Raw genomic sequence first — 22,804 nt, forward strand, 5'->3', positions numbered from 1 at the left:
TAGTCCATTTTGTGATTAAATAGGGCAAAATAGCAACAAAAGAAATTATGGCAAGTGCTATAAATATTTGATAGTTTGCATTTTTATTATCAAACCTTTCAACGCTGTAAAAAGCAAGCACACACGCCGCCAGCAGCATTACCGCCGTCCACACCCGCCCGAAACTTAGTCGTTTATCATTACAATCGTCGCACTCAAACATTTCTAGTATTTTTTTTAACATTTTGCATTGCTCCTCACTACTTTTGCTGCATATCGTCAATTCTGTGATGTGCCGCTTTTATGCTTTGCTCAACAACAACCATACGTTCAATTAGACGGTTATGTTTATCTTGTTTTTCTTCAAGACGTTTGATATCTTTTTTTAAGCTTTTTATTTCGCCTACAAATACTCCTATTCCAACGCATAACACTACAACATTAACGGCAATTTCAGGTGATATAATCATTCTTGTTTCTCTCTCTATTAACTTTGTTCCTCAATGTCATAAACAACCTGCGCTTTTGCCGTCCAGCCTGTCAAATCCTCATCAATACTTATTGTTATCGTTTTTGCAGCAGGATTAAAAGAAATCTTGTCAGATGCCACTCCTTTAATTTCCGTCCCGTCTGTTATTACAGCCTTAAGTTCTCTTACAACAAAGCCATCACGCAGCCACAAAGGCTCGCTTGTATAATCACCTGCCTCACCAAGCTCTATTTCCGCACTCGCCGCATAACCGATTTTTGAGTACAAATATGGCAGATTGACAAGACTCAACGGCGTAGAGCCATAAAAAAAGCATTTTGCGTGATTAAAAAAATATGAAGTATTACCTTGTTGTCCGTTTATAATCTCTGTGATAATTCCAAAATCTATATTATCAAGCTGTAAAATTTGAGCGGATTTCTTTTGCAATATTGTATCGACAAGCCAGTGGTAGTTAGAGTAGTTATAAGCTTTTGCTACGAGTAATACAGCGGTATTTATTATATTGTCGTTTGCGTCAATATGATTAAGTTTTATTGTTATATGCTTTCCTCCAACCGTATCACTTGTGTAAAACTCAAGTGTAAGATAATCGCCATTCAAATTAGGAGTTCCTTTAAGCGTCCTGCTAAAGATAGCAGAAGGCTGAGAAGCCTGTACTTCAATGCCGACAACATAATTACTAACATCAACAACAGCATTATTCAAATCATCACCAACAGCTAAATCTACAATATTTTTCGATTCTCCCGATGGAGTACCTACAACTTCCCAATAAGTCGACGCAAACGAGTTGTAAACTTCCTGCATGGTCAAATAGTTTTTTTCTAAATATTCTTTTGTTACCCCGCCGCCGCTTCCGCCGCCATATCCTGATATTTTTTTTATTCCTTTTGCTCCGAAAATAGGCATATTTGCTCCTTTATTGCAAAATAAGTTCGACGTCATCATTAATATCATCGCTTCCGTCAGCTGTTATAGTGTAATTTCCTTTTGGCAGCGTTGCCTGCATTGTATCGCCGCCGGCGTTAAATACCATATCACTTCCGTCTTCTTCAAACTTCATAGTTTCCGGTTGCTTTCCAGACACTGTCGCTTTTATCGTAATATTTCCTGATGTAAGATTCACAGCCTCGATAAAAACCTGATTGTTAGCCGTACCGTTATGAGCGATGACTTCGTCCTGACCGTTAATTGTAATTCTTTTCATAATATCTCCTTTCGTTTATTTTTAATTATCAAATTAAACTGCTTCCAAATCTACAGGCCACAAAGATAAGCCTGCTTTTCCTTGGCGTAATACTTCAACCGTATAATTTGTTCCTGAAGAATCATCCATATTGATATTAAATTTACCCAGATATCCTACCCATACATCTATCCAGCCGGAAGCCAGCCAACTTGTAATACGAAATCTGTCTTCAACGGTTGAATACACCAGTTCAAATTGTTCAAATTCTGACGACGATACATCGGCAAAAATGTCATTTAAAACTTTATATGAAGTGTAAACATTGTAAGGAAGATTATAAACATATGCGGCATTAGGCAACATTAAATACATATCTCCGCTGAAATTTATATCTATGACACGTGTATAGTCACTAAAACTTGTTCTTTTTAAATATCCAGAACCCATTTTTCCTAAAAGCTCTGCGCCTGTATCTGAAAAATTAAATTTTATTTCAGGTCGATTATCTGTACTTACTCCTGAATAAGTGGGATTTGGCACTAATCCCGTACGTGAACCTGATATTTTTGTAAAAAGATTCTTTCTATAGTAATCCTTATATATTTGCGGTGCTACTTCCTGCCAGCCAGTGTTTAGATACAGAATATCATCACAGACTACTATCCAATAACCAGAAGTATTTATCATCGCCATAGCACCTACACTGCTACCAACATTAAAAAACATTGCATTAATATAATAAATGTCATACCCGTAGTATTGCTCTTTACCTTTGTGACAAAATCCAAAACATCTATTTGATGCATACACACCTGGCGGCAAAGGATATGCACTGTCAGAGCTTGAGGCATTATTGATATAAAAAAAACCTTCTTTTCTTATTGTTCTTAGTTCCATACCATCTGCATATTGTGTTGATATGTCTGTAACTGCTCCAAAATCTATCCATTTAGCCAGTTCGGTGTTCCAATACCACCGTCTTTTATCGTTTAAGTTTTCTATGGTATCACCAGTATTTATGCTGGCACCGCCTTTAAACTCATTAGCTTTTGCAGTTAATTCTTCTTGTGTTGGAGTAGGCGTTCCAAAATCATAACTTCCGATAACTATATATCCGTCTTTAAATTTCTTGTACAACTCTTGAAGATAAGAAACATCTGCAATGCGGTTTTCTTTTTCAGTTTCTATTTTTGTATTTAAGGTTTCGTCAGCTTCAATGCGTTCATTTTTTTCAATTTCAACTTTAGAATTTGTATATTTGGCCGCTTCCGCCAGAGTATCGTCACTCGTATCAAATCCATTAATAAGATTGCTGATATTATCTTCAACTTGCTGTATTACCATTATTTCATAATCAAGTGCGTCTTCGACCATCTTTGGTGTATAAGCTCCGTTAGTTGTAAAATCCGAATCCTGAATTATAGGAAGCCATCTCGCAACAATAACAGTACTGCCTTCCTTTACCGGCGCTGTCGCCTGAGATACAGGATAGGTAATGGTTCTATTCTGCAAAGATATATTAAATCCGGCAGTTACCTCAACAACTATTCCGTCGGTATCTTTTATAAAAAGTTTTATCTGTTCAACTCCGGCGCCTTTCCATATATCAAAATCAAATCCGAATACCCTGTTAATACCGTCTGCTAAATAATCACGTCTTGCATGTTGCGTATTTATCATAATTTACCCCTTAATCCTTTATATATCTTCCGTCTGCAATCATATTTGCTCTATATCTGCTATACCCTAAACCTTTCAACCCGCCTCTTAAAAACTCTCCGTTAAATGCGTCCACAGTCCCGGAAAACATGGTTGCAATAGTTTCAAGCGGCACACCCGCTGCAGCCCGGGCCGGAAAATCAACAACTTTAAGCCAGTCGCTCAACTCCATTTTATCGGTATCGTTCCACGCCTTAATACCTTTATACACCCAATCGTAAAAATCCGATATTCCCAAAATTTCGCCTTTCCCGCCGCTATACTTAATCTTTCCGTCAATAAGCCCATTTGTAAGTGTCAAAACAGTGTCGTCCATAAGCGGAATAAACCCGGCATTGACGGTAAGCGGCGAAATTAAAATATTGCGTATATCGTCGTCCTCATCGTCATCGTCAAAAAGTCCCGTAATCCCATAAGTCAGCGCAGCATACAACAAAGGATTAACAACCCCATACAAAGCCACTATTTCCCCAAACTGTCCTAAATCAATCTCTCCTCGTCTAAACTGCACATATGCGTCGGCAATTTTACGCGCATATTGGTTAGGCGTATTCCTAAACGCCACAGCTGCGCGTATAATAGGGTTTTCGCTCCTCTGCCAGCCGGACAAAGATGATGTTTGCGCAGCCTGTTGGGTACGCATAGTGGTAAGTTCAAAATCTTTAAACGCTTCGTCCTCACTTAACCCTTGCGACATCTTATATTTAATTCTTGCGTATCCGCCCATAAGCAAACTGAACATATCGCCGCCACGCACGTTTACGGTTAACATATTGTTCCATTCGTTAAATCTGGAAAAAGTTTTATTTTCCATCGCCCGCTGTAAAGTTTCGTTAGACGAACCCGAAAAAAACCTTGCATTTAAATATCTGTTCTTCATCATAAATTTATAAGCTTCTTTGGGATTACTCCAAAACTCAGCAACGCCTTTTATAAAATCGCTCTTTGGCATTCCTTCGCTATAATTGATAAACGCCGCAACCTGCTTTATCGCAATTATAGGTTTAACCGCTACTGCAGTTTTCAAAAAGTTATTTACAATTTTTCCAAAAAGTTTTTCCTGTGTAAGCATTCTTTTTTTATACTGCGAAATAGAAGAAGCGTCTAACTCATTAAGCAATCCTTTATATACGTCTTCGCCGAATGTTTCGTTATTTTTTACGGCGTTCTCCATTTTAGAGTTTCTGATAATTTTCCTCAAAGCGCCGATTTTTTCCTGTAAGAATATATACCTGTTAGAACTCATAATATGCCGGTTAATAATTGTCAGCGGATCTGTCGGCATCTGCCTTACCATAGGGCTTTGCGCACGCTGCTTAATTTGCGAAGGCTTTGACATCTGCTGCGCCTGCGCCATAGACACATCAATATCGCTTATCGGCGTTCTTGCAATGCTTGGGAAATAATTTTCAACGGTATCAAGGTCAAGCCCGTACAATCTCATGTACACTTCATTCACGCTGTCATAATAACTTTGTGCTGTTTCCTGTAAATAATCCCCAAACGCTTTATCCTGCTCGGTAAGTTTAGAAAACATATCAGTCAAATTTTGCGGCTGCGGTGTCAGCCTTTTGCCTTTCTCGTCAAATATCGGCACTTCATATTGCATTAACAAACGTTTTCTCAGTTCCGTGTTTTTATACCATATATAAATAGTGATAATATCAGCTTTTGAAAGCTGCACGGTTTCCGGCTTAGCGTCATCATTAATTTTATAATCGGAATACTCAAACTTTTCATTTAACAAATCGCGGTAAATCTGCGTAAACTCCTGCTGCGACTTTACGCCATAAATCTCCCGCCCGCGTTCATTAACATTTTTAATATCATAATAGTTTGCCGTATCGGCTTCCTTTTGCGGCACAAGAAGCGAATATTGGTCAACGGCATCCTTGCCAAACAAGAAATTTAAATATGTTTCCCAATTTCCGCTAAACCCTAAAAACGCTTTTAAAACTTTACCGACTCCTTTTTTGCTGTCCGGATTTTTAACTTTTCCAACAAGCCTGTCAGTCTCTTCAATCAAATTAATCTTCTTTTCAAGCTCCGCTAAAGCATGTCCCCTGTTGGCTTCATTGCGTATCGTCATAATATCGCCGTACAAATCTGCCAATATCTGATTTCCAAGCTTCATTTTTTTCATTCCGTCGGCAAGGGCATAATTCATTATTCTGTTTTTAACTCTGGTTCTAAAATCCACATCGTGATTTTCATTATCGCTCATCAGCGCGTACTTCTGCATAGCAAACTGAAATTCAAGCTCTTTCGGATCATCTACTTGATTCCAAATATCCTGCAGCTCTTTAAAAAAATCATTGGTATCTTTATCGTATCTGCCTACTTTCTGGTCGCCTTGCTTAACCCAAATAGGCCGCGAAACTTCTCTGGCAATTATATCTTCCATAAACGGCTGATATATATCGCTTGCCATGTATTCAACACTGTTAAAAACTTTATTGAGATTATCAACAAGCTCCTGCCAACTTTTAAGATTTCTCCACTCGTCAAGCAATTGCTCTTTACCTGTCATAACCTGTCTTTTTTTATCTAAAGAGCGGCTATTTTTAACATTGCTAAAATGTGGTATTCCAGAAAGCGCAGACCGTAAAGCCTGTCTAAATCCTGTTGCGTCCTTTCCGTCTTCAATACGCTGCCTTGCAGTTTCAAGTAAAGCCTTTTTGCGTTCTCTTATGATATTTATTGGGTTTTCATACCTTGCGCTGGTCTGGGTATAATCAGGCATATTCATAATTTCGCTTTCAACTTCCGCCAGTGCGTCATTAACGGCCGCAAGCAGTTTTTGGCGGTCATTTGTTTTTATAGCGTCTTCAATGTCTTCCTTTCTTATCTTTTTTCCCAAATCTTTGTTTTTTTGCGCAATTTGTTCAATAACTTCTTTAATGTCACCGTAAAGCCTTTTATCTTCGGCAAGGGCTTTTTCTTTCTTTTCAAGACGCTGCGTATAATCGTCAATATATTGCCTGTCTTGTTCTATCTCTTTTTGTGCGTCGGCAATTTTTGTTCTTTCTTGTTTTACGTTGATTTTTGTATCTACTTCCTGTTCTTTTTTTGCTAAATTGGATTCACGCTTTTTTAATTCTTTTTCTTTCTTTCTGATGGCTTCATTTTTATGTTTAATAAGATTTTTATCACGAATAATAGATTGTTCTATATCTTCCATTTTTGCGCCCTTGCCAAGTTTCTCATTCTGTTTTTCAACTCTATCAGCCAATTCTTGCAAATTTGCCAAAGTATCATACGAAACAACTGCAAAATTTCTATCGGCAAGCTCGTCAATCATATCAAGCACACGTTCAGCCTCAGCAAGATTTCCGCCAAACATTTCTTGTATGGCTTCAACATTTCTATCATAATCCTCTATTGCTTCAATTCTTGATAAGTTGTCAGCGCTGTCTATCCTTTCGCCGTCTAAAGCCTTTTCAATCAAACTAAGGCTCTGAGTTTGCAAATCTTCTGAACCTATATCAAGTTCGCTATCTCTTGCTGTCTGCAAAAATTCCAAACCGGTAAGAAAAGATTGTAAGTTATCTTCACCTAAAGCCTGCCTGTAATTAGGACTCTCCGGATTTATAATTTTTATACCTGCATCTTTGGCTTTATCAATAAGCGGAAACGTTTCCTTTACTCCAAATCTTCTAATGTAATAAAGCAAATCCTCTCTCGGCGCTCTCGGTCTGCGCTGATTCACCTGATTAACATAATTGCGTATCTCATCAAGCCGCTGTCCGCTCATCTCAATATCTCTGCCGGCTCTAATATCTTCAATCTGCTGTTTTATTGCCTGCCTTTCTTCACTCGTATAATTTGCTCTTTCAAACTCCATAGGCGCAAGCAGTTCATTAAACACTTCAATCATTTCAGGGCTTGCCTGCAAACTTTCAATTTCGCTGTCAACCAAAACGTCTCTTATTTGCGCAAGCCACTGCCTGAACATAATAAAAATGCGTTTAAGCGCAGAGTTAGGCGCATTGCCTGTTTTAACATACGCTGTAAACGCATTGGCAAACTTCTCATGCGGCGTCGCCGACTTTTCACCGCTGCCCGAACTGTATTCTTTGTCGTATAAAGCCTTTCCGTTTTCGTCAAACCCCACTTTAAGATATTTGTCTATCTTTGCTTTTAAAGCCAAAAAATTCTCGTCCTGCGAAATCTTTGCAAGCCGGTCTATTGAACGCAAATACAAATGTCCCAACTCGTGAACTATAGAACTTTTATCATGGCTTTTAGTAAGCCTTATAATCGACCTCTCATCCTCAAACGTAATAGCCGCACGCGGAATCTGCACTTTTTCGTTCTGATAATACGTCTCTTGTATTTCTGCAAGTTTCGGGTCAAACAAAACAAAGTTCCGCCCCGCACTTGCCGTACGTCCGCCCAAACTGTCCGACGGATACTCATTGCCCAAAACCCCGTATTTTAAAAGCATCCCGGACGTTTCTTGAGCCGGCTCATCCGTTAAATTTATTTTGGCGTATTTTTCCGTTATAAGCGAATATATTTCTCCGCCGCTCATATAGGCAAGCTCTTCTTCGTCTTCGTCAATCAAATAATCTTTCCCCATATGCCGGGCGGCTTCGTTAAATTCTTTAATTGCGGCTATAACCGCCTCTTGCACTTTTTGGCTCTGCTTAGACAATGGCTTATCCAACTGCAAAAAATCCTCGCTTTCAGGCAGGTCAACTTTATATACTTGCGATCTTTTTTCAATTTTCGTTTCGTCAACCGTAGAGGCATACTCTATCATAGCCTTTAATCTTTTTATTTCATTTTCATTGTTGTCTCTTTCTTTTTCTATTTCAATGTTATTTTCTAAACTTTTAATAAGCTTGTCTTTGCCGCCATAATGAACAATTAAACTTAAAACTTGCCCTTTAGACGCTCCTTTTGTAAGATAAGATTTTTGAAGCGTTTCATAAGGTATTGCATTATATTTAGTAAAATTTTTAGAATAATTTAGTTGGTTATAATATTGCTCTGCAATTTCCTTCAAAGAAGTAAAATAATGTCCCCATCCAAAAGTCTGATTTCCTTCGCCGCTTCCTATAAAGTCGTTAGAAAACTCATTTATACCGCGCATACCGCCGTGATACCCCGTTTGATAATAAATATTAGGATTATCCCCGTCAAACGTCCCTTGATTATTTACGGATTTTATTTGGTTTGGATAAAATGCCAAAACTTCAAAATTCTTTCCATCGACATCATCGTTATAAACAACTCCATCATATCCTAAAGTTTCTAACTCAGATTTTCTAACGCTGTTTACTCCTGTTATTTCTGCATAATCTTTTGCGTAATATGGATTTTTAATAGACAGGTATGCCTTTATTGTTGGGTTTCCTCCACCTGTCGGATAGGAAGCTGCATATTCTTCAATGGCACTGAAATATGCTCCGTTCTGCTCTCTGCCATAACCTTGGCGCGAAGTCATATCAAATACATTAACATTATCGATATTTTTACGGCCGTGATACACTACAAGCGGCTTCCCGTTCTCATTGACGACCTTTGAAACATTATTGACTTTATCGATAAGTTGTGTTAGTATATTGTCAGACAGCGACACTCTTGCCGGGTAATTGCCGGACTTTATTGTGTCGCTGTCTTTTATTTTGTCTACAACAATTTCTGAAACAAATGCCGAATGCAATGTCTGCTGACCTTTTGCTCCTTTTTTCTGTTTCTTTCCTGCTTTACTTTCCGTAATCGTAAACCTTACAATATACTCGTCACTGCCGATATTAAATTTATTAAACGTGTTATGCCAAAAAGCTATATTTGGATGCGGCTTATGTGTGGTTTGATATGTTTTTTCAGTATCGCTTGTCAATAATATGGAATTTTTGTAAAGCTGCGGCAGGTAATTAAAAATCTCAGCAAATTTGAATCCTTTATGCTGTAATAATTTATTTACCGTCTCTATAGGCAAAATAGTGTTTCCAAGCTCACTATGTTCAATATTCCGGTTTTCTCTGAAAACATTTTCAGCGGCTTTTTTTGATAAAGATTCATGAGGCGTTACAGATTCAGTCTGCCTGTTAATAAAATCATTAAACTTCTGTGCAAGCTCCCAGTCGCCAAACCACTGCTTAAAAGCAGCGCTTTTTATTTGCTCTTCATTACTGCTGTTTGTCCATGTTGAGGATTCGTAAACGTTATATTTTGGTTTAGAATACTCCATGCCTACTCTTTTCTTTTGCAAACTGTTAAGCCTGCCTTTAGCATTTTCTAATTTTCTCTTAATTGGCGCTGTATCTTCTATATATCTTTCCTCTTGCTGAGCATTTGAGCCTAACTCATATTTTTTAGCTTCACGCACACGTCTGTTATGCTCAACATCTCTCTTATTTCTTGCGCTCACGATTTCCAAATCGGCATTTAAACTGTCAACTTCCTGCTGCGCCATATCAATTCTGTAATCCAAATCTTCAAGCGCCAAATCGTTATCCAAAATTTCTATATAGCGCCTAGCCAATCTTTGCGTCCTTTCGTCAAAAGCCTTAAATTCATCACTGTCAAAATCGCCGTTATCCTGCACAAATTCCATTATATTACTGTCATCAATATTTTTTACAATGTCATATACACGTTTGGCATCGGCTCCTGTCTGTATGGCTGTCTGCAAAGCTGCATTATGCACGTCCTTATAATGCCACAAATACTCAAGCGCTATGCTTTCTATTTCGGCGTCTGTATATTCTATGGCTTGAGGCTCAATTCCAAGCTCTAACTGCTCTTGGTTATATTGCACTTGTTCACGCCGGATATTATCAACAATCTGCTCAGGCTGCATAGCGGCAACACTTCTGCTCTGATTAATAATTTCAAGTTTATGACTGTTATACCATTCTTGAGGGCTTATACCAGCGGCATTGTTCCACAATGTTGCCAAGCTTGCCATTGTCTGTGCCGCAAATTCGCTTTCTTCCAGCGTAAGCCCTGCGTTAAGCGCGTCCTGCCTTACTTGCATTTTAATATCATTTATCGCCCTTCTTCTTTCCGGCGTCATAGATTTAATTTGTTCGCGGGCAGTATTAATAAAATTTTGCATACCTTTTTTTACATCGTTGTTTGGAAATGTTAAAGGGCTGTCTTCGTCATTGATAATCTTTTCAACAAACTCCATAGCCTGCTGCGATGTCGCACTTTGAGTAATAGCCGCAGACACTTCTTTTGCCTTTTCAGGTTCAACTCCTTTTTTTTCAAGAGAAACTTGTCCGGCTCTTGCTATAAAGCTTACAGGCGCGCCTATAATAGCTCCAATCAAAGCCTGATAGAAAATATCATTAATAGTTTCATCTGCTTCTTTCTGGCGGCTACCGAATGTCTGCATAATAATTTCTTCAGCTGTAGCCTGTGCGCCTTCCTGTAAAGGTTCTTCCAGCGCACCTATAACACGTGCAGCGACACCTTTTATTTTCATGGCTCTTATAAAATAATCAAGTCCGATATATTCTAAAGCACCTTCCGCTATACCGCTTAACGTCCCAAATGAAGCGGCACGGCTTGGTGACATTCCATCTTCAACAAGCTCTTCATAAGTACTGCGCCCTGCAATCCATCCAAACAGAATAGAAGCGCTTGAGGGAGATTTGGTAACTATTGTAAGGCCTAATGCTCCAAGCATACTGGTTAATCCACTGCCTATGTCAAACATAATACCGTCTGAAGCGTCTCGCCCAAGCCCTGCGTCAAGCAATGCTTGCCTGTGCTTGTCAATCATCATTTGCAGTTTTTGTCTTCTGAATTCTTGAGATTTTTCATAATTATCTAAAACTTCTTTTCTCGTTTGCGGATTAATGCTTATATTTTCTTCGTTTAAATCCATCTGCCATTTTTCAAAATTCGTAGGCAAATGCGCAACGCTGTCGGCAATACCCGTAAGCTGCCTTTCAAGCAGCTGCGCAGTAGATACAAGCATACTGCCAATGCCTTTACTAAAGCTATTAATAGCATCGCCGACAACGCTTGAACGCCTCACGCCCATATCCGTAAGCGAAAAATAATTGTCCCTAAACTTCTTTGCAAGTTGAATGTCAACCGCGTAATCAATCTCTTCAGGGCTTTGCAAGTCCGTATAAACTCCCATATTATGTTTTTCAACATAGACAGAATGCTTTGCGGGTTCTTCAAACATAGGCTTTACATTGCGTACAGTTTCCTCTTGTTCAAGAAGCGCATTATGCGCTTGGTTTTCAACATTAGGAAAATCTATCGGCTCAGCGTCATTTCGTAACGCTGCGCGTCTTTCAAGCTCGTCTATGCCCGGCAATATATCGGAAGCGGCAGGCTGTAATATATCTTGTTTATTCATTATTATTTTCCTTAATACTGCGGCGTCTTGGAGATTGTCTTAACACTATATCTGAATTTGCTCTGCTTCTAAATCTTGTCACTTCTCTATACCGTCTTACTGTATCGTCCCATGTTCTTGTAGTGTATGTGTGGTCTTCAACATATCCGCCTATATCTTCCAATGCTCTGTTTGCAACCCTTCCGGAGCCAACCGCTGCTCTCTGTGTCCGTCCTTCATCTTGCAATCCTTGCGAAGCCGTCCTTGCGGTATCAGTTCCTATCGGCAACAGATTCTCATAAATACTGCCGGCAATACTCCTGTTGCCTGTAATCATGTCTCTTACATTGCTAAAATTGCTCTGACTATAATAGGGCAATAACGCCCCGCCGTACAGCACAGCGTCAAACTGCTTATCGCCAATATTAAGCCAATTTTTTATTTGAGTTCTTAAAATATCTCTTTCTATATTTAAAGCATTTGCAACATCTTGAGATTCGGAACTTTTTGTATCAATCCCTGCCTTTATATATTCTTTCCACACAGCTTCAGTTAATGCGCCTACCTGCTGCTTTGTAAATATTCCTCTGCCGGCGCCTAAGTTTTTGTCAAGCAACCTTAAATCATTTAAAATAGCTTTTTTTGCGGCTTCGCTTACGCTATGCGAAAATCTGTTTTCATCGCGCAATTTAAACCCTTCTTCTTCAACAAGCGTTCCAAGAGCGCCCCTTAACTGAGCAAGCATTTTTGCGCTTTGCTGATCATAATTTGAAAGGCTTCCGTCTCTGCGGCCGCCTTCTACCGTTCCTATAATATTCACAAGGCTTTCAACATTGTTCAAATCTTTATTTTTTATTCTGCCCTGGTTATCAATATCAAACAATTTAACCTGCATTTGAAGATTTTCATAAAAGTCGGCATTCCTTGTAGCGTAATTCCTGTCTTTATCCGTTAAAATCTTTTCCATCCACGAAAAATAAGTTTCTTTTTCTTTCGCGGTCAAATCCCTGAGACCTGACTGTAAGGCTTTTTTCTCATCTGCAGTCAACAAGCCGTCATTTATATGCATAGACATACTTGCCGGCTCATTTATTAAATCCCTGTAATATCTGCTTGCCATATCAGAATTGGTTTGAAAAAGCATGTGAAAGTAATTCCTAAACGGTTCAAGCCTTGCGTCCTGAGTTGTTCCCTCTCTGCTTTTAATTCCTTGCTGCGCAGCGTTGATAAATCTTTCTCTTTCGGTGGCGTCTAAATATTGATAATGTGGCGGATTTGATTTGCTGCTTTTCGACGGTGTCTGCAATTTTAACAAAGCACCCGCGGGGTTAGCATTAATATCTCTGCTGACTTCCGCCAAGCTCCATTCGTGATTTGCGGCTTTGATAATAATTTCTTTATCTTTAGGCACAAACTGTCCGTTATTAACAGAATTATGGTAATCCTGCATAATTGCGGCCGCTTTTACGGAATCAGCTTCCGCGGCGGCGTTTACCGCAGCAATACGCCCCAAATCTTTTATGTCAATAATGTTTTTATCGTATTTCTGTACGGAATAATCAAAGGCAAGATTATATTGATGTCCTTTATTAAAGTCAGCGCCGCGCCCTGCGCTCCAAGCGGAAAATAAATCTTTACCAAGCGCAGATTCTCCGTTCTTAGCAACCTCGTCATTGTATTGTTTATATAAATCTTCAAGCGTTGCCGGCTGTATCTGTCCTGTTTTAAGTTTATTTCTTAAATCAGCATTATACGCAGACAAATTATTTTCAAACTTTTTTATTTTGTTTTCGTCTTCTTGAAGTTTAATGTTATTTAAAATCTGCTCAAAACGGCTGACATTCTTTCCTAAGTTGTCAACAGCTTGTCCTATCTGTCCGCCGAATACCGCTTCAGGCGGCGCGGAAAGATTTGGCGTAGTCACACTCGGCGCATTTGGAGCAACTCTATTTTCTCTTGTTGGTATTTTCATTTTGTCCTTGCGGACGGCATTTTAGCCGTTCCTTTTAATCGTTAATTGCCGTTACGCTGTAAGCGAGCGCCTATTGTATCTATTTGCCGCAAACTGCGAAGCTCCGCCTAAAACCGTACTTCCAGCGCCAATCATTCCTGCAGTCATGGCATTCTGCCCGGAAATACCATAAAGCGAAGCCTGATTTTTTAAATTAATTTTTTCAAGCGCTGCCCTCTGTCGGTTTCTATGTACGGCAAGTTCAGCATTTCTCCGGACCATACTCTCGTCTTCGGATATACTTGTTAAAGTATCTTTTAAAATATTTTCAAAGGTTACGCTGTCAACTCCTACACCGGCAGCCCCTGCCGCAGCTCTCTGCGCTCCTATAAGCCTCTTACCTTCTTTATCTATCTGCCCAAGTTCAAAAATTTCTTGCTCATAAATATCTTGATTTTCAAGTTCTGCTGACTTGCTTATCTGATCGCCCTGTATATCGGCAAGCCTACTCAAATAATTAAAATACTGCTTTTGAGATTGCGCCTGCTGTAATTGTCCTAAAGCTGATACCGCTACTCCTATCCAGCCCATATTAACCTCTCTTTAATTCAAAATAATAAAAAGCAACTTCATCCTTACCGCATTTTATAGGATTTTCAAAATCTATATAAGCTCCGCAAAGTTTCAGCCACTTAATACTTTTTATATGCCTGCTATCAACCCAATTATAAAGAAGCGGATAAATTCCAAGCGTCTTATTAATCCAATATCTGCTTGCCTTGATAAACGCTTTTACATTTACATTTTCGATTTCGTTTGTCGTCAACATCCAAACAAGACAGCGACTTGCTAAATAATTTTTAGGCACAATCCCAAACATGCCAACCAACTTACCGTCATTAAGTATCACATCGGAAATCACGCTCACATCAAAACTTGCCTTTACCGCTTCATACGGACTTTCAGCTCCGCTTGTCATAACCTCGTCAATTTCCGCCTGCCTCATATTTTGCGCAAGTTTATCGCAATCGCTTTTAAAAGCTGTCGAAAATGCCAGCATGTAAGTCCTCTTGCCTTTATAATTTGCCGGAAGCTAAGATGCCGCGTCTAAATGCGGAGTAATTGCCGTAATAGTCATGGGCAAAGGCATATCCTGACGAATTTTAACGCTCTTATAAATCTCATTTGTACTTTCAGGCGTCATTATATATTTGTCCGAATAAAGCTTTGTAGGTTCGCCCAAAGCTTCGGTCGTTCTCTGCCAAATCTCGTCCAGCTTACTCCAGTCAGTACCAATGCGGCCGCCTCTTGAATTATAGAAATCAACATCAATTCTAAATATTTTTCCTTTGCGGCTGCCAAATTCAGCAGCTGCAATGTTAAGAGTTTCAAGCTCCGACACATAAGGAAGTCCCGCAATAATCTTTTTAGGGACATTGCCGGAGTTTTTCAGCTTATATATTCCGTTTGCAACTGTCCCTGTTTCAACATTTCCGTCATTCAAAACGGTAATAGTCTGCCCGTTAAATCTATCAAGTCCGCTTAAAGTTTCTCCTGTATGATTTTCAAATACGCTTGCGCAATCTAAAAACACGCCGTCTTTTACACCTTGAATAAAATTTCTCTCGGCAAACCTTTCAATGAATGTCCCGCTTGCTCTTTCCACGACAGCCCAAATTTCGTCAAAGTTTTTTTGTTTAAGCGCACATACGGCCTTAACTTTACCTTGCGTTTCACAAAGCGTCCACGCCAAAATCTGCTGTTCTCTTAAATAAGTCAGCAGACACAGTTTGCCGTCATCGCGTACTGCCCAAATAATACTATGCGGCTCCTGTTGATACACAATATCGATAATCTCATGCCCCTCAAATAAGTGAGTTGCAAACAGCCTTAAATTGTCGCCGTCATATCCATCGTCTCCAAAATTGTAAGCAATATCCCTTAAATATCCGCCGCGCTGCACATATATAACGCGGTTCCCGATTATCATAGGAACTGCTTCTTTGGAGCCTCTATAGGTCTGTGGTTTTGGTCTTGTCGTTGTCGGCGTCATAACTGCGCCTTCGGCTATAATTACTGTCTCAGAGTCGCTTGTCAGCGCCAAAATATCAGCCATCGGCATTAAGTTATGCACTGTATTTATTTTTCTCGAAGGTATATTTGTGCTGATGGCGTCGCTGTCAACCAAAGGCGACGACACGCCGAAATCATTATAATATCCGGTTTGGCTCATCCACACGCCTTGCTGGTTAAACTTACTGCCGCCCAAAATATGCCTATCCTGATAAAAACATCCGCAGCGCGGATACCCGTTTTTATCGCTCCACGCTCCCTCGCTCCAATCGTCAGTCGAAGTATTTAATATAATGTTTTGGTCTAAAAGATTATTTTGTACTGTAAAATTAGCGCTATACTGCGAAATTCTGCCTGTAATTTTAAGAATTAAATCAAACGTGTATGAATCAATAGAGAATGTAAAATTTAAAATACGCTTTGAGTCGCTTGATACTTGCGTCCAATCTTGAATTGCAAATCTTAACCAATAATCGGAATCAAAAGCTCCGACGATATTATAGTTTGCGCTTACAACTGAATTAAGAATTCTTATATCTTCCCAATTCGTTTTATCAAAACTTCTCTGCATAACGATATTGGCTTCCCAACTCCCTGAAGTCAAAATCTGCCAGCGCGCATTTGCTCCGCAAAGAACTGCTGCTGAAGTCCACAAAACTCCGCTTACCGTGGCTTGCGATTCTGGCACCTGATGTGAAATTTCCTGAGATTGTTCAGTATGCGCAATACGCATCAATGACCCTACCATGCCGGCAGTAAAATATGGTTTACTTGAAGATATCATAGAGAGCGAACCGATAGTCATTCTCATGGTTTCATCTTTATTAACAGACAAAAACGGACCATTAAGCACATTCATAGAAACAAAGGTAAATGCGTCAACGGCAACTCGCCTCAATTCATAAATAGGATAATCCTGATGGTAAATATAAAGTACATCCGCACTCTGATTAAATTTTAATTGGTATATGTCGTTGGCGGTAAAAATCGTGGAAACTTCGTAGGGTGTGTTATTGGAGTTAAGTACAGCCGTCGCATCCAAGCGGAAAAAACGAATGTACTTAACTCCAATTTCCATACAATACTGTATATCGTCATTGTAAGCAAACTCTTTTACAATTACAGGCGCAGCTGCGTTTTTAACGGCAGCAACATGAATACTGCCGCCTCTATTGCTTACCGCTCCCTGCGGATGCACAATAAAGTTATACGCCCGGCGTAAAGAAGTATTAGCGGTAGCCAAATCCGTTCTTGCAGCAATTAACGGATCAACTTCCCCTCTCGAAAAAGCAACCTGTGGTACCGCAACCGGAGCTTGCAAGATTTTTAACCTCTCTTTATTCGTAATCTTTTAAATAACTGCTTTCCTGACGGACATAATTATTCTCTTCATTTAATGTTGAAGCGGCCGCCTTATCAATCGCCATTTGCGCTCTTTGAAAAAGTTCTGCGCCTTTGTCCATCTTTCCTGATAAAGGATAACAAAGCACATCTGAAAGCGTTAAAACAAATGCCCACTCAAATTCCGAATCATATAAATCTGAATCTTCAATATCGGCTGTGTATTCAATCAATGCTTCGTCAATATTTACGCTTAAAAGTTTTCTGCCTTGGCTGTCTGAAAACAATTCTTTACGTATAAATTTTTCAAATTCAACCCACACGCCGTTAACATAAATGGAACGCACATAAAGACACTTCGGCGGCAAAGCATAATTAAAATGAAATTTTGATAAGTCATTCTCATTAAGTTCAACTTTATTAAGCCTTGCTCTCTTGCGCGCAAAATTCCAGTTCGCTCCGCGCAACACAGCTTTACGCACATCGTTATAAAAAAGCTTGCATTTCCTCGTCTCCTCGCTTTGCTCGTCAAGGTTAGAAATAGTCTTTTGTCCAAACATGGATAAAGCTTTATTGCAAATATTTACAGACGGCCCCAAGCCCATTTTTATATCCTCGTAATCTCCGGCAGATAATTCACATATCCGCCGGAGATTATTTATTTTCAGTCCTCTTTATCTTCTCCGTCCGGCGATACGCCCGCCGGTTGCTGACTTGTGTCTTCTTTTTTTTCTTCTTTAACTTCGTCGAACAATTTACTGTCCAATCCTTTAGGTATCTTTGTCACAATGTCGCCGGCTTTTCTATATGTGCCGCCGACAAACATATCTTTTTTTAATCTATATACCATTGCCTTATCTCCTTTATCCTTGCGGATATCACGCTACTTGTCAGCTGCAGCATCTACTCTTTTTTATTTTCTGTCGCTGCTCCAATGCTCCATTTCAACGCTAATTTTTCCGGTTGCGGAAAATGTTCCTACGGGTTCAACAGTTGCCTTAATGTATCTGCTTACTCTTCCTTTAGGCAAATGCTGCGTGGCAAACTCGGCCCCGGCAACAGCTTCAGCGACAGGAATAACGTTTGTGCTGGCTATTTCCGTGTAGGTCGTACCGTCATCGCTTGTCAGTATTTTGCCCACAAAAGACGTTCCTCCGCTCAAATCCTGCTTGATTATAAATTTTGCAACAACATCAGGCTCAGAACCTATTACTGCGCCAAAATCCAAAGGCGTTCCAATATCGCCGGCTTTTGCCGGAATTGATACATTTTCCGCTAAAGTTAATTCTTGGTCTTTCATGTTTATTACTCCTTAATTTTATTTTGTAGCTTACGACTATATCCCTTTATACAGGTTAGCTGCTTTTACAGCTAACCTGATTTTCCTATTTCCTCTTTTTTTTATGTGTACGTTACAAGTTCTTCTGCTGCAAGCAAGCAATCCTGCTGACGGAAAGGAATGCCGTTGACGTTTGTAATCAACTTACCAGCAAATCCGCTGGTAGGATAGCTTCTTTTGTATCTTCCCAAAGCCTGCTGGTCTAAGCATTTCATTACGTCTCTTCCGGCGTAAGCTACAACATTTCCGCCGTTTGATTTAAGAATTCTCAAAGCTTCCATAATAAACATTTCAAGGTCAGGCACGCCTGCAGTTATGTTTTGCACTTTTCCTTTGACGGTATCTATATTACAGATTCTTACTACGCTTCTGTAATCCTTAACCGTCAAGCCGATTTTCCACTTGAAATATTGGTAATAGCCAGGAAGCTTTCCACCGTTAACGCCGTCAATTTCGCCTTTTGTCAACGCTCCCTCTTCAAGTCCGCCTTTTGAATTTTTCGGATAGAAAGCATAGGTTGACTTAGGCCCCCAAGATACAAGCACTATTGAGCCTAAATTGCTTGGGTTGCTTACGCCTGTACTTGCATCTATCACATACTCCGATACTGAGTATTTAGGATTGAGCGTATTATATCTGGGAATAATTCCGTATAAACTCTCGGCGCCTTTAGAACCGTAAAAAAGCGTCCTGCCAAGCTTTTCTCCGTTAGCAGTTCTGTGCGCAAACTGTTCGTCCGCAAGCTCTCTGGCGGCCGCCGCTCCGAAATCGCTAAGATAAGATTCATCTATTTCGAGTTTTGAAATAAGTTCTGTTCTTGGGTCAACTTTTACCAAAACGCCGCCTTTAGACGCTGTTATCCCCTGATTATATTTTCTTGCTACCACTTCAGGCATTTTTGCCCTTTCTCTGAATTTGTTTCCGTTATCAGAGTTCTCTTCCTGAAAATGTATGTCTTCAAGTATAGGATTTTCTTCTGTCATAACCTCAGCTGTTGTTCTGTCAATATCACTTGCATAAGCCATCTGATCCCTTAATGTTCTCAACCTCATACCCATATTAATTTTCCTTTAGAAGCTAAGCTTCTTTTAGTTTTTTTACTTACTGTTTGCTTTTTTTAGCTGTTCAGCCGCATGGGCTGTCTCAACCGCAACGCTGTCTAACTTTGCTTCTTTTCCCGGACTTCCGCCCGGCATCGTATCATCTGCTATCTGCCCTCCTGCAAACACAAGCAGCTTAACAAAAAGAGGATGATTTCCAAGCCCCGTCTTGTCAAACATTTCGCGCAGTTCTTTTTCAACTCCTGAGGCTTTCATTGCCTTTGCCGCTAAAGCAAGCTTCTTTTCTTTGTCCGCGCCTAAATATTGGTCGGTTTCTGCCTTCCATTTATTTGTCCGCGTAACATATGCATCTTGCTCCGCTTTTGCATAAGCCAATGCGCTGTTAGCCTGCAAATCTACATACTTCTGCGCCTGCTCTTGCGTCAAACCCATTTCTTTTGCAAGTCCTTTAAAACCTTGTATAAGCTTCTCATCCGGCGTCATCCCTTCCGGAAATTTAAAGTCTGTGTATTCTGTGGCTTTTGGCGGCTCATCTGTTTTTTTAGGTTCGCTGTCTTTTTTTTCAGGAGACTCGGTCCCGGACTTATCCGCTGCCGGCGGCTCATCTGTTTTAGTCTCTGCCTGTTTTGCCGGCTCGTCCTGTTTTCCGCCGTTATCCGCAGCAGGCTTATCTCCGCCTGCTCCGCCTAAAACAGTTGTAGTCTCGGAAGCTTCGCTTCCAGAGCCTGAGGCGCTTCCACCTTCGTCTTGCTCCGCAAAATAATGAATCAGCTTTAAATCAATACCAAACATTCTTTTAATCAAACTATTTTTCATAACTGCTCCCCTGCGGACATTCGCCCGTTTTTTTATTTATTTGCCGCTGCCGTATCTTCACTCTTCATTCTGCTGTTCGTTGTGCAATCCCAAATCATCGTTTTTCTTTATTTGTTCTTCCAAATCTTTCTGCTGACTATTTGATAATGAAGCCAATTCTGCAAGCATCTGTGTAAACGCCGACGGTTTATATTCCAAAATAGTATTAAGTATATCCAACCCCACGCTGCGCGAACCTTCGCATTTGGCAAGCAAAATTTCATTTTCATTATGATTAACTTTAAGTGTTCCGCTTCTCTCCACAACTTCCCCTAAAACTCTTCTTCCTTGCGGCGAAGCCAAAATATACAGCCAATCACTTTTTCTTAAACTTTCTTTTTTATTTTTTTTCATTGTGCTGCCGCCCTATTTGGAGATACGCCCACAATGTCAGTTAACGCGTTAGGTTTAGATGTATCGGTATCCGATAAAGTCTTTGCTTTATCTATCGCTCCGCCAAGCAACGCTATCTCTTGTTGCTGCTGTGCTGCCCGTGCCTTAGCTTTATTCATAGCCGCAACTTCTTCTCTGCTGTTTAAAAGCTCCGGCATTGCTCCAGCCATGTCATAATATTTTCTTACCGTTTCTTCCCAATTAACAATATTTGATATTTCAGGATTAATTCCTATCACGCCGCCGGCAAATGATGTCGCCTGCCCCAAAATATTTAATTCTGCTATCTTTTGGGCTTGGGCGAGCAGTCCGAGATACTCAATATCAAGTTCAACCCCTTCAAGCTCCCGCGGTACCGGCGCAAACAAACCGCCTTCAAGCATTAAGTTAAACACTCTGTTAATCAAAAAGCGCGGGCATTCTCTTGTTAAATTTTGAAGCAACGGTCCCAACTGTAATAATTGTTCGCCTTTCAATGCTGCAACTTCACGCGCCGTCATATCTTTTCCGGCTCCGGCAATCATAAGGAAAAGATTTGACCTGTAACTTTTATGAATCAAATCTCTCGTGCTTGCAATTTTATATTCAACGCTTTCAACATTTAAATTTACATCGTATACTGTTTTAATACCGCCTGCAGATCCGGCAAAAGGTACATAAGATTGACCGCCCGGCATTACATTAATTCCCGACAATCTGCTTGAACTGTTAATTTGCACAGGCGGATTTACGCCCTTTTCAACGCCGATATGCGAATCTTTTTGAAGTCTTTGCAACGACTTAACATAATTGAGCGTCTTATGCCCGTTTCCGACAGCATATATATGCCTTGTAGTTAACTTCTTCCATCTCGGCGTCATAACGGGAAATTCTCTAAACCCTCTTATTGCCAAAAATCCCTCGTTATCAATATTTTTACCGCTTAACCAATAGTATGAGAGATATGGCTTTCCTCGTCTATCGTACACGCCTTCAATCTTCTCATAGTTAGGCTGTATGATATTATAAATTGTATGACGTTTATCCAAATCGTTATTTGTATATTGCCATTGAATTTCTTGAGACACATTATTTAATCCGAATTCACTCACAATTTGCTCAACTGTAAATTCAAAACATCTTGCTAAAGAATTGATATTTCCTTTGCTGTCAATCGCCAAAGAATATTCCCCGACCATATAAGCCTGAAGATTTACAACATCATTAATATCTTCAAGCACGGCAACAGCCGAATTTCCAAATGTAGGGCATTCATTATAGATATGATAAAGCCCGTCATAAGCATTAGACGATGTTAAAACTTTTAAAATTCTCTGCACACAATCATTAAGCCACAACTGCACATAATGGTTAGTATCCAAATCAGGCCGGCTTTTATGCGTTAACTTAAACCAAGCCCTGTCAGGCGGCGTAATACCGGAATACAACCCGTCGGCAACAATTGCCGCCGCTTCAGTCGCGGCATTATCGATAATCTTTGAATAATCCGGCTCAGCATCCCAATCCTGTCCGGGATAAAACCCGTATTCCGGCAAAATAAATTCCGTAAGTTTTTTCCACTTAGGAATTTTCTTATCCCGAACTGCCATTAAAGCGTTATAGCGTTTAACGATTTTATCTCTATCCATTTAAGCTCCTAACACAGGCTCGTTTCCAAGCAGCGTACCTGCGTAAATCGTAGAACTTATCCCCTGCTTCTTCCGTGCGGCCGCCAACAAACGCCGCCTTATATCCATTGTGTCAACAATCTGGCCCGGTCCTTGCGCACTCGCAATTCTCTCCTGCGCAGCGGCAGCTTCATCCAATTGCTCTTGCAACTGTTTTGCGTCGTATCCTGATAAGTTGTTAACTAAACCACTTGCCATACTTGTAGGAGCATTTAAAATATCCGTTATTCCTTTTCCGCCGTAAATTGAAGCAAGCCCTGTATCAGGGCTTCCGTAAAGGCTCAAAGCACCTAAATCAGAAATTGCCCCGCCATAATTCTTTTTCTCAATATTTCCATATGCACTTTTAGCGTATTCTGAAGCAGTTACTAACCCGGTAATCTGATTAAAAAAACTATTCTTTCCTATAGTTGTTCCGCCCATATTAAAC

At 40.0% G+C, this 22,804-nt stretch carries 18 protein-coding genes; all 18 read right to left on the bottom strand.

The window, feature by feature from the left end; translation table 11 throughout:
* A partial coding sequence (locus LBD46_08440) for a hypothetical protein (GenBank protein ID MDR2427187.1) occupies positions 1–223 on the bottom strand: 223 nt, incomplete at its 3' end.
* 16 nt (positions 224–239) lie between these two features.
* Entirely contained in the window at positions 240–449 is a 210-nt protein-coding gene (locus LBD46_08445; protein ID MDR2427188.1) for a DUF1515 domain-containing protein, read from the bottom strand.
* A 17-nt stretch (positions 450–466) separates the two neighbouring features.
* Positions 467–1,381 carry a hypothetical protein gene (locus tag LBD46_08450; GenBank protein ID MDR2427189.1) on the bottom strand — a complete coding sequence of 305 codons (915 nt, stop codon included), beginning with the start codon at positions 1,379–1,381 and terminating at the stop codon, positions 467–469.
* A gap of 10 nt (positions 1,382–1,391) precedes the next feature.
* Complete coding sequence (locus tag LBD46_08455; GenBank protein ID MDR2427190.1) at positions 1,392–1,679, bottom strand: hypothetical protein; 288 nt, start codon at positions 1,677–1,679, stop codon at positions 1,392–1,394.
* 33 nt (positions 1,680–1,712) lie between these two features.
* Positions 1,713–3,341, bottom strand: a complete 1,629-nt coding sequence (locus tag LBD46_08460) for a hypothetical protein (protein ID MDR2427191.1) — start codon at positions 3,339–3,341, stop codon at positions 1,713–1,715.
* A gap of 10 nt (positions 3,342–3,351) precedes the next feature.
* Complete coding sequence (locus tag LBD46_08465) at positions 3,352–11,715, bottom strand: hypothetical protein (protein MDR2427192.1); 8,364 nt, start codon at positions 11,713–11,715, stop codon at positions 3,352–3,354.
* On the bottom strand, positions 11,708–13,666 hold the full coding sequence (locus LBD46_08470; protein MDR2427193.1) for a hypothetical protein: 1,959 nt from the start codon (positions 13,664–13,666) through the stop codon (positions 11,708–11,710). Before LBD46_08470 ends, LBD46_08465 begins: the two co-directional genes overlap by 8 nt.
* A gap of 51 nt (positions 13,667–13,717) precedes the next feature.
* A complete protein-coding gene (locus tag LBD46_08475) occupies positions 13,718–14,236 on the bottom strand; it encodes a hypothetical protein (protein MDR2427194.1) in 519 nt (172 codons plus the stop codon).
* 1 nt (position 14,237) lies between these two features.
* Entirely contained in the window at positions 14,238–14,705 is a 468-nt protein-coding gene (locus tag LBD46_08480; protein MDR2427195.1) for a hypothetical protein, read from the bottom strand.
* Between the two features lie 33 nt (positions 14,706–14,738).
* Positions 14,739–17,039 (bottom strand): hypothetical protein, encoded by a 2,301-nt coding sequence (locus LBD46_08485; GenBank protein MDR2427196.1) that lies wholly within the window; start codon positions 17,037–17,039, stop codon positions 14,739–14,741.
* A gap of 16 nt (positions 17,040–17,055) precedes the next feature.
* Positions 17,056–17,664 (bottom strand): hypothetical protein, encoded by a 609-nt coding sequence (locus LBD46_08490; protein MDR2427197.1) that lies wholly within the window; start codon positions 17,662–17,664, stop codon positions 17,056–17,058.
* Between the two features lie 59 nt (positions 17,665–17,723).
* Positions 17,724–17,909, bottom strand: coding sequence for a hypothetical protein (locus LBD46_08495; protein ID MDR2427198.1), 186 nt, complete (start codon positions 17,907–17,909; stop codon positions 17,724–17,726).
* Positions 17,910–17,972: 63 nt separating this feature from the next.
* The gene (locus tag LBD46_08500; GenBank protein MDR2427199.1) at positions 17,973–18,359 is read right to left on the bottom strand and encodes a hypothetical protein; all 387 of its coding nucleotides are present in this window, start codon (positions 18,357–18,359) and stop codon (positions 17,973–17,975) included.
* Between the two features lie 101 nt (positions 18,360–18,460).
* On the bottom strand, positions 18,461–19,423 hold the full coding sequence (locus tag LBD46_08505; protein ID MDR2427200.1) for a hypothetical protein: 963 nt from the start codon (positions 19,421–19,423) through the stop codon (positions 18,461–18,463).
* Between the two features lie 72 nt (positions 19,424–19,495).
* Positions 19,496–20,275 carry a hypothetical protein gene (locus LBD46_08510; protein ID MDR2427201.1) on the bottom strand — a complete coding sequence of 260 codons (780 nt, stop codon included), beginning with the start codon at positions 20,273–20,275 and terminating at the stop codon, positions 19,496–19,498.
* A 57-nt stretch (positions 20,276–20,332) separates the two neighbouring features.
* Positions 20,333–20,668, bottom strand: coding sequence for a hypothetical protein (locus tag LBD46_08515; protein MDR2427202.1), 336 nt, complete (start codon positions 20,666–20,668; stop codon positions 20,333–20,335).
* The gene (locus tag LBD46_08520) at positions 20,665–22,335 is read right to left on the bottom strand and encodes a hypothetical protein (GenBank protein MDR2427203.1); all 1,671 of its coding nucleotides are present in this window, start codon (positions 22,333–22,335) and stop codon (positions 20,665–20,667) included. The genes LBD46_08515 and LBD46_08520 overlap by 4 nt, the downstream gene beginning before the upstream one ends.
* On the bottom strand, positions 22,336–22,797 hold the full coding sequence (locus LBD46_08525; GenBank protein MDR2427204.1) for a hypothetical protein: 462 nt from the start codon (positions 22,795–22,797) through the stop codon (positions 22,336–22,338).
* Between the last annotated feature and the right edge of the window lie 7 nt (positions 22,798–22,804).

It is taken from the genome of Candidatus Endomicrobium procryptotermitis (assembly GCA_031279415.1).
Classification (GTDB): Bacteria; Elusimicrobiota; Endomicrobiia; order Endomicrobiales; family Endomicrobiaceae; genus Endomicrobium_B; species Endomicrobium_B procryptotermitis.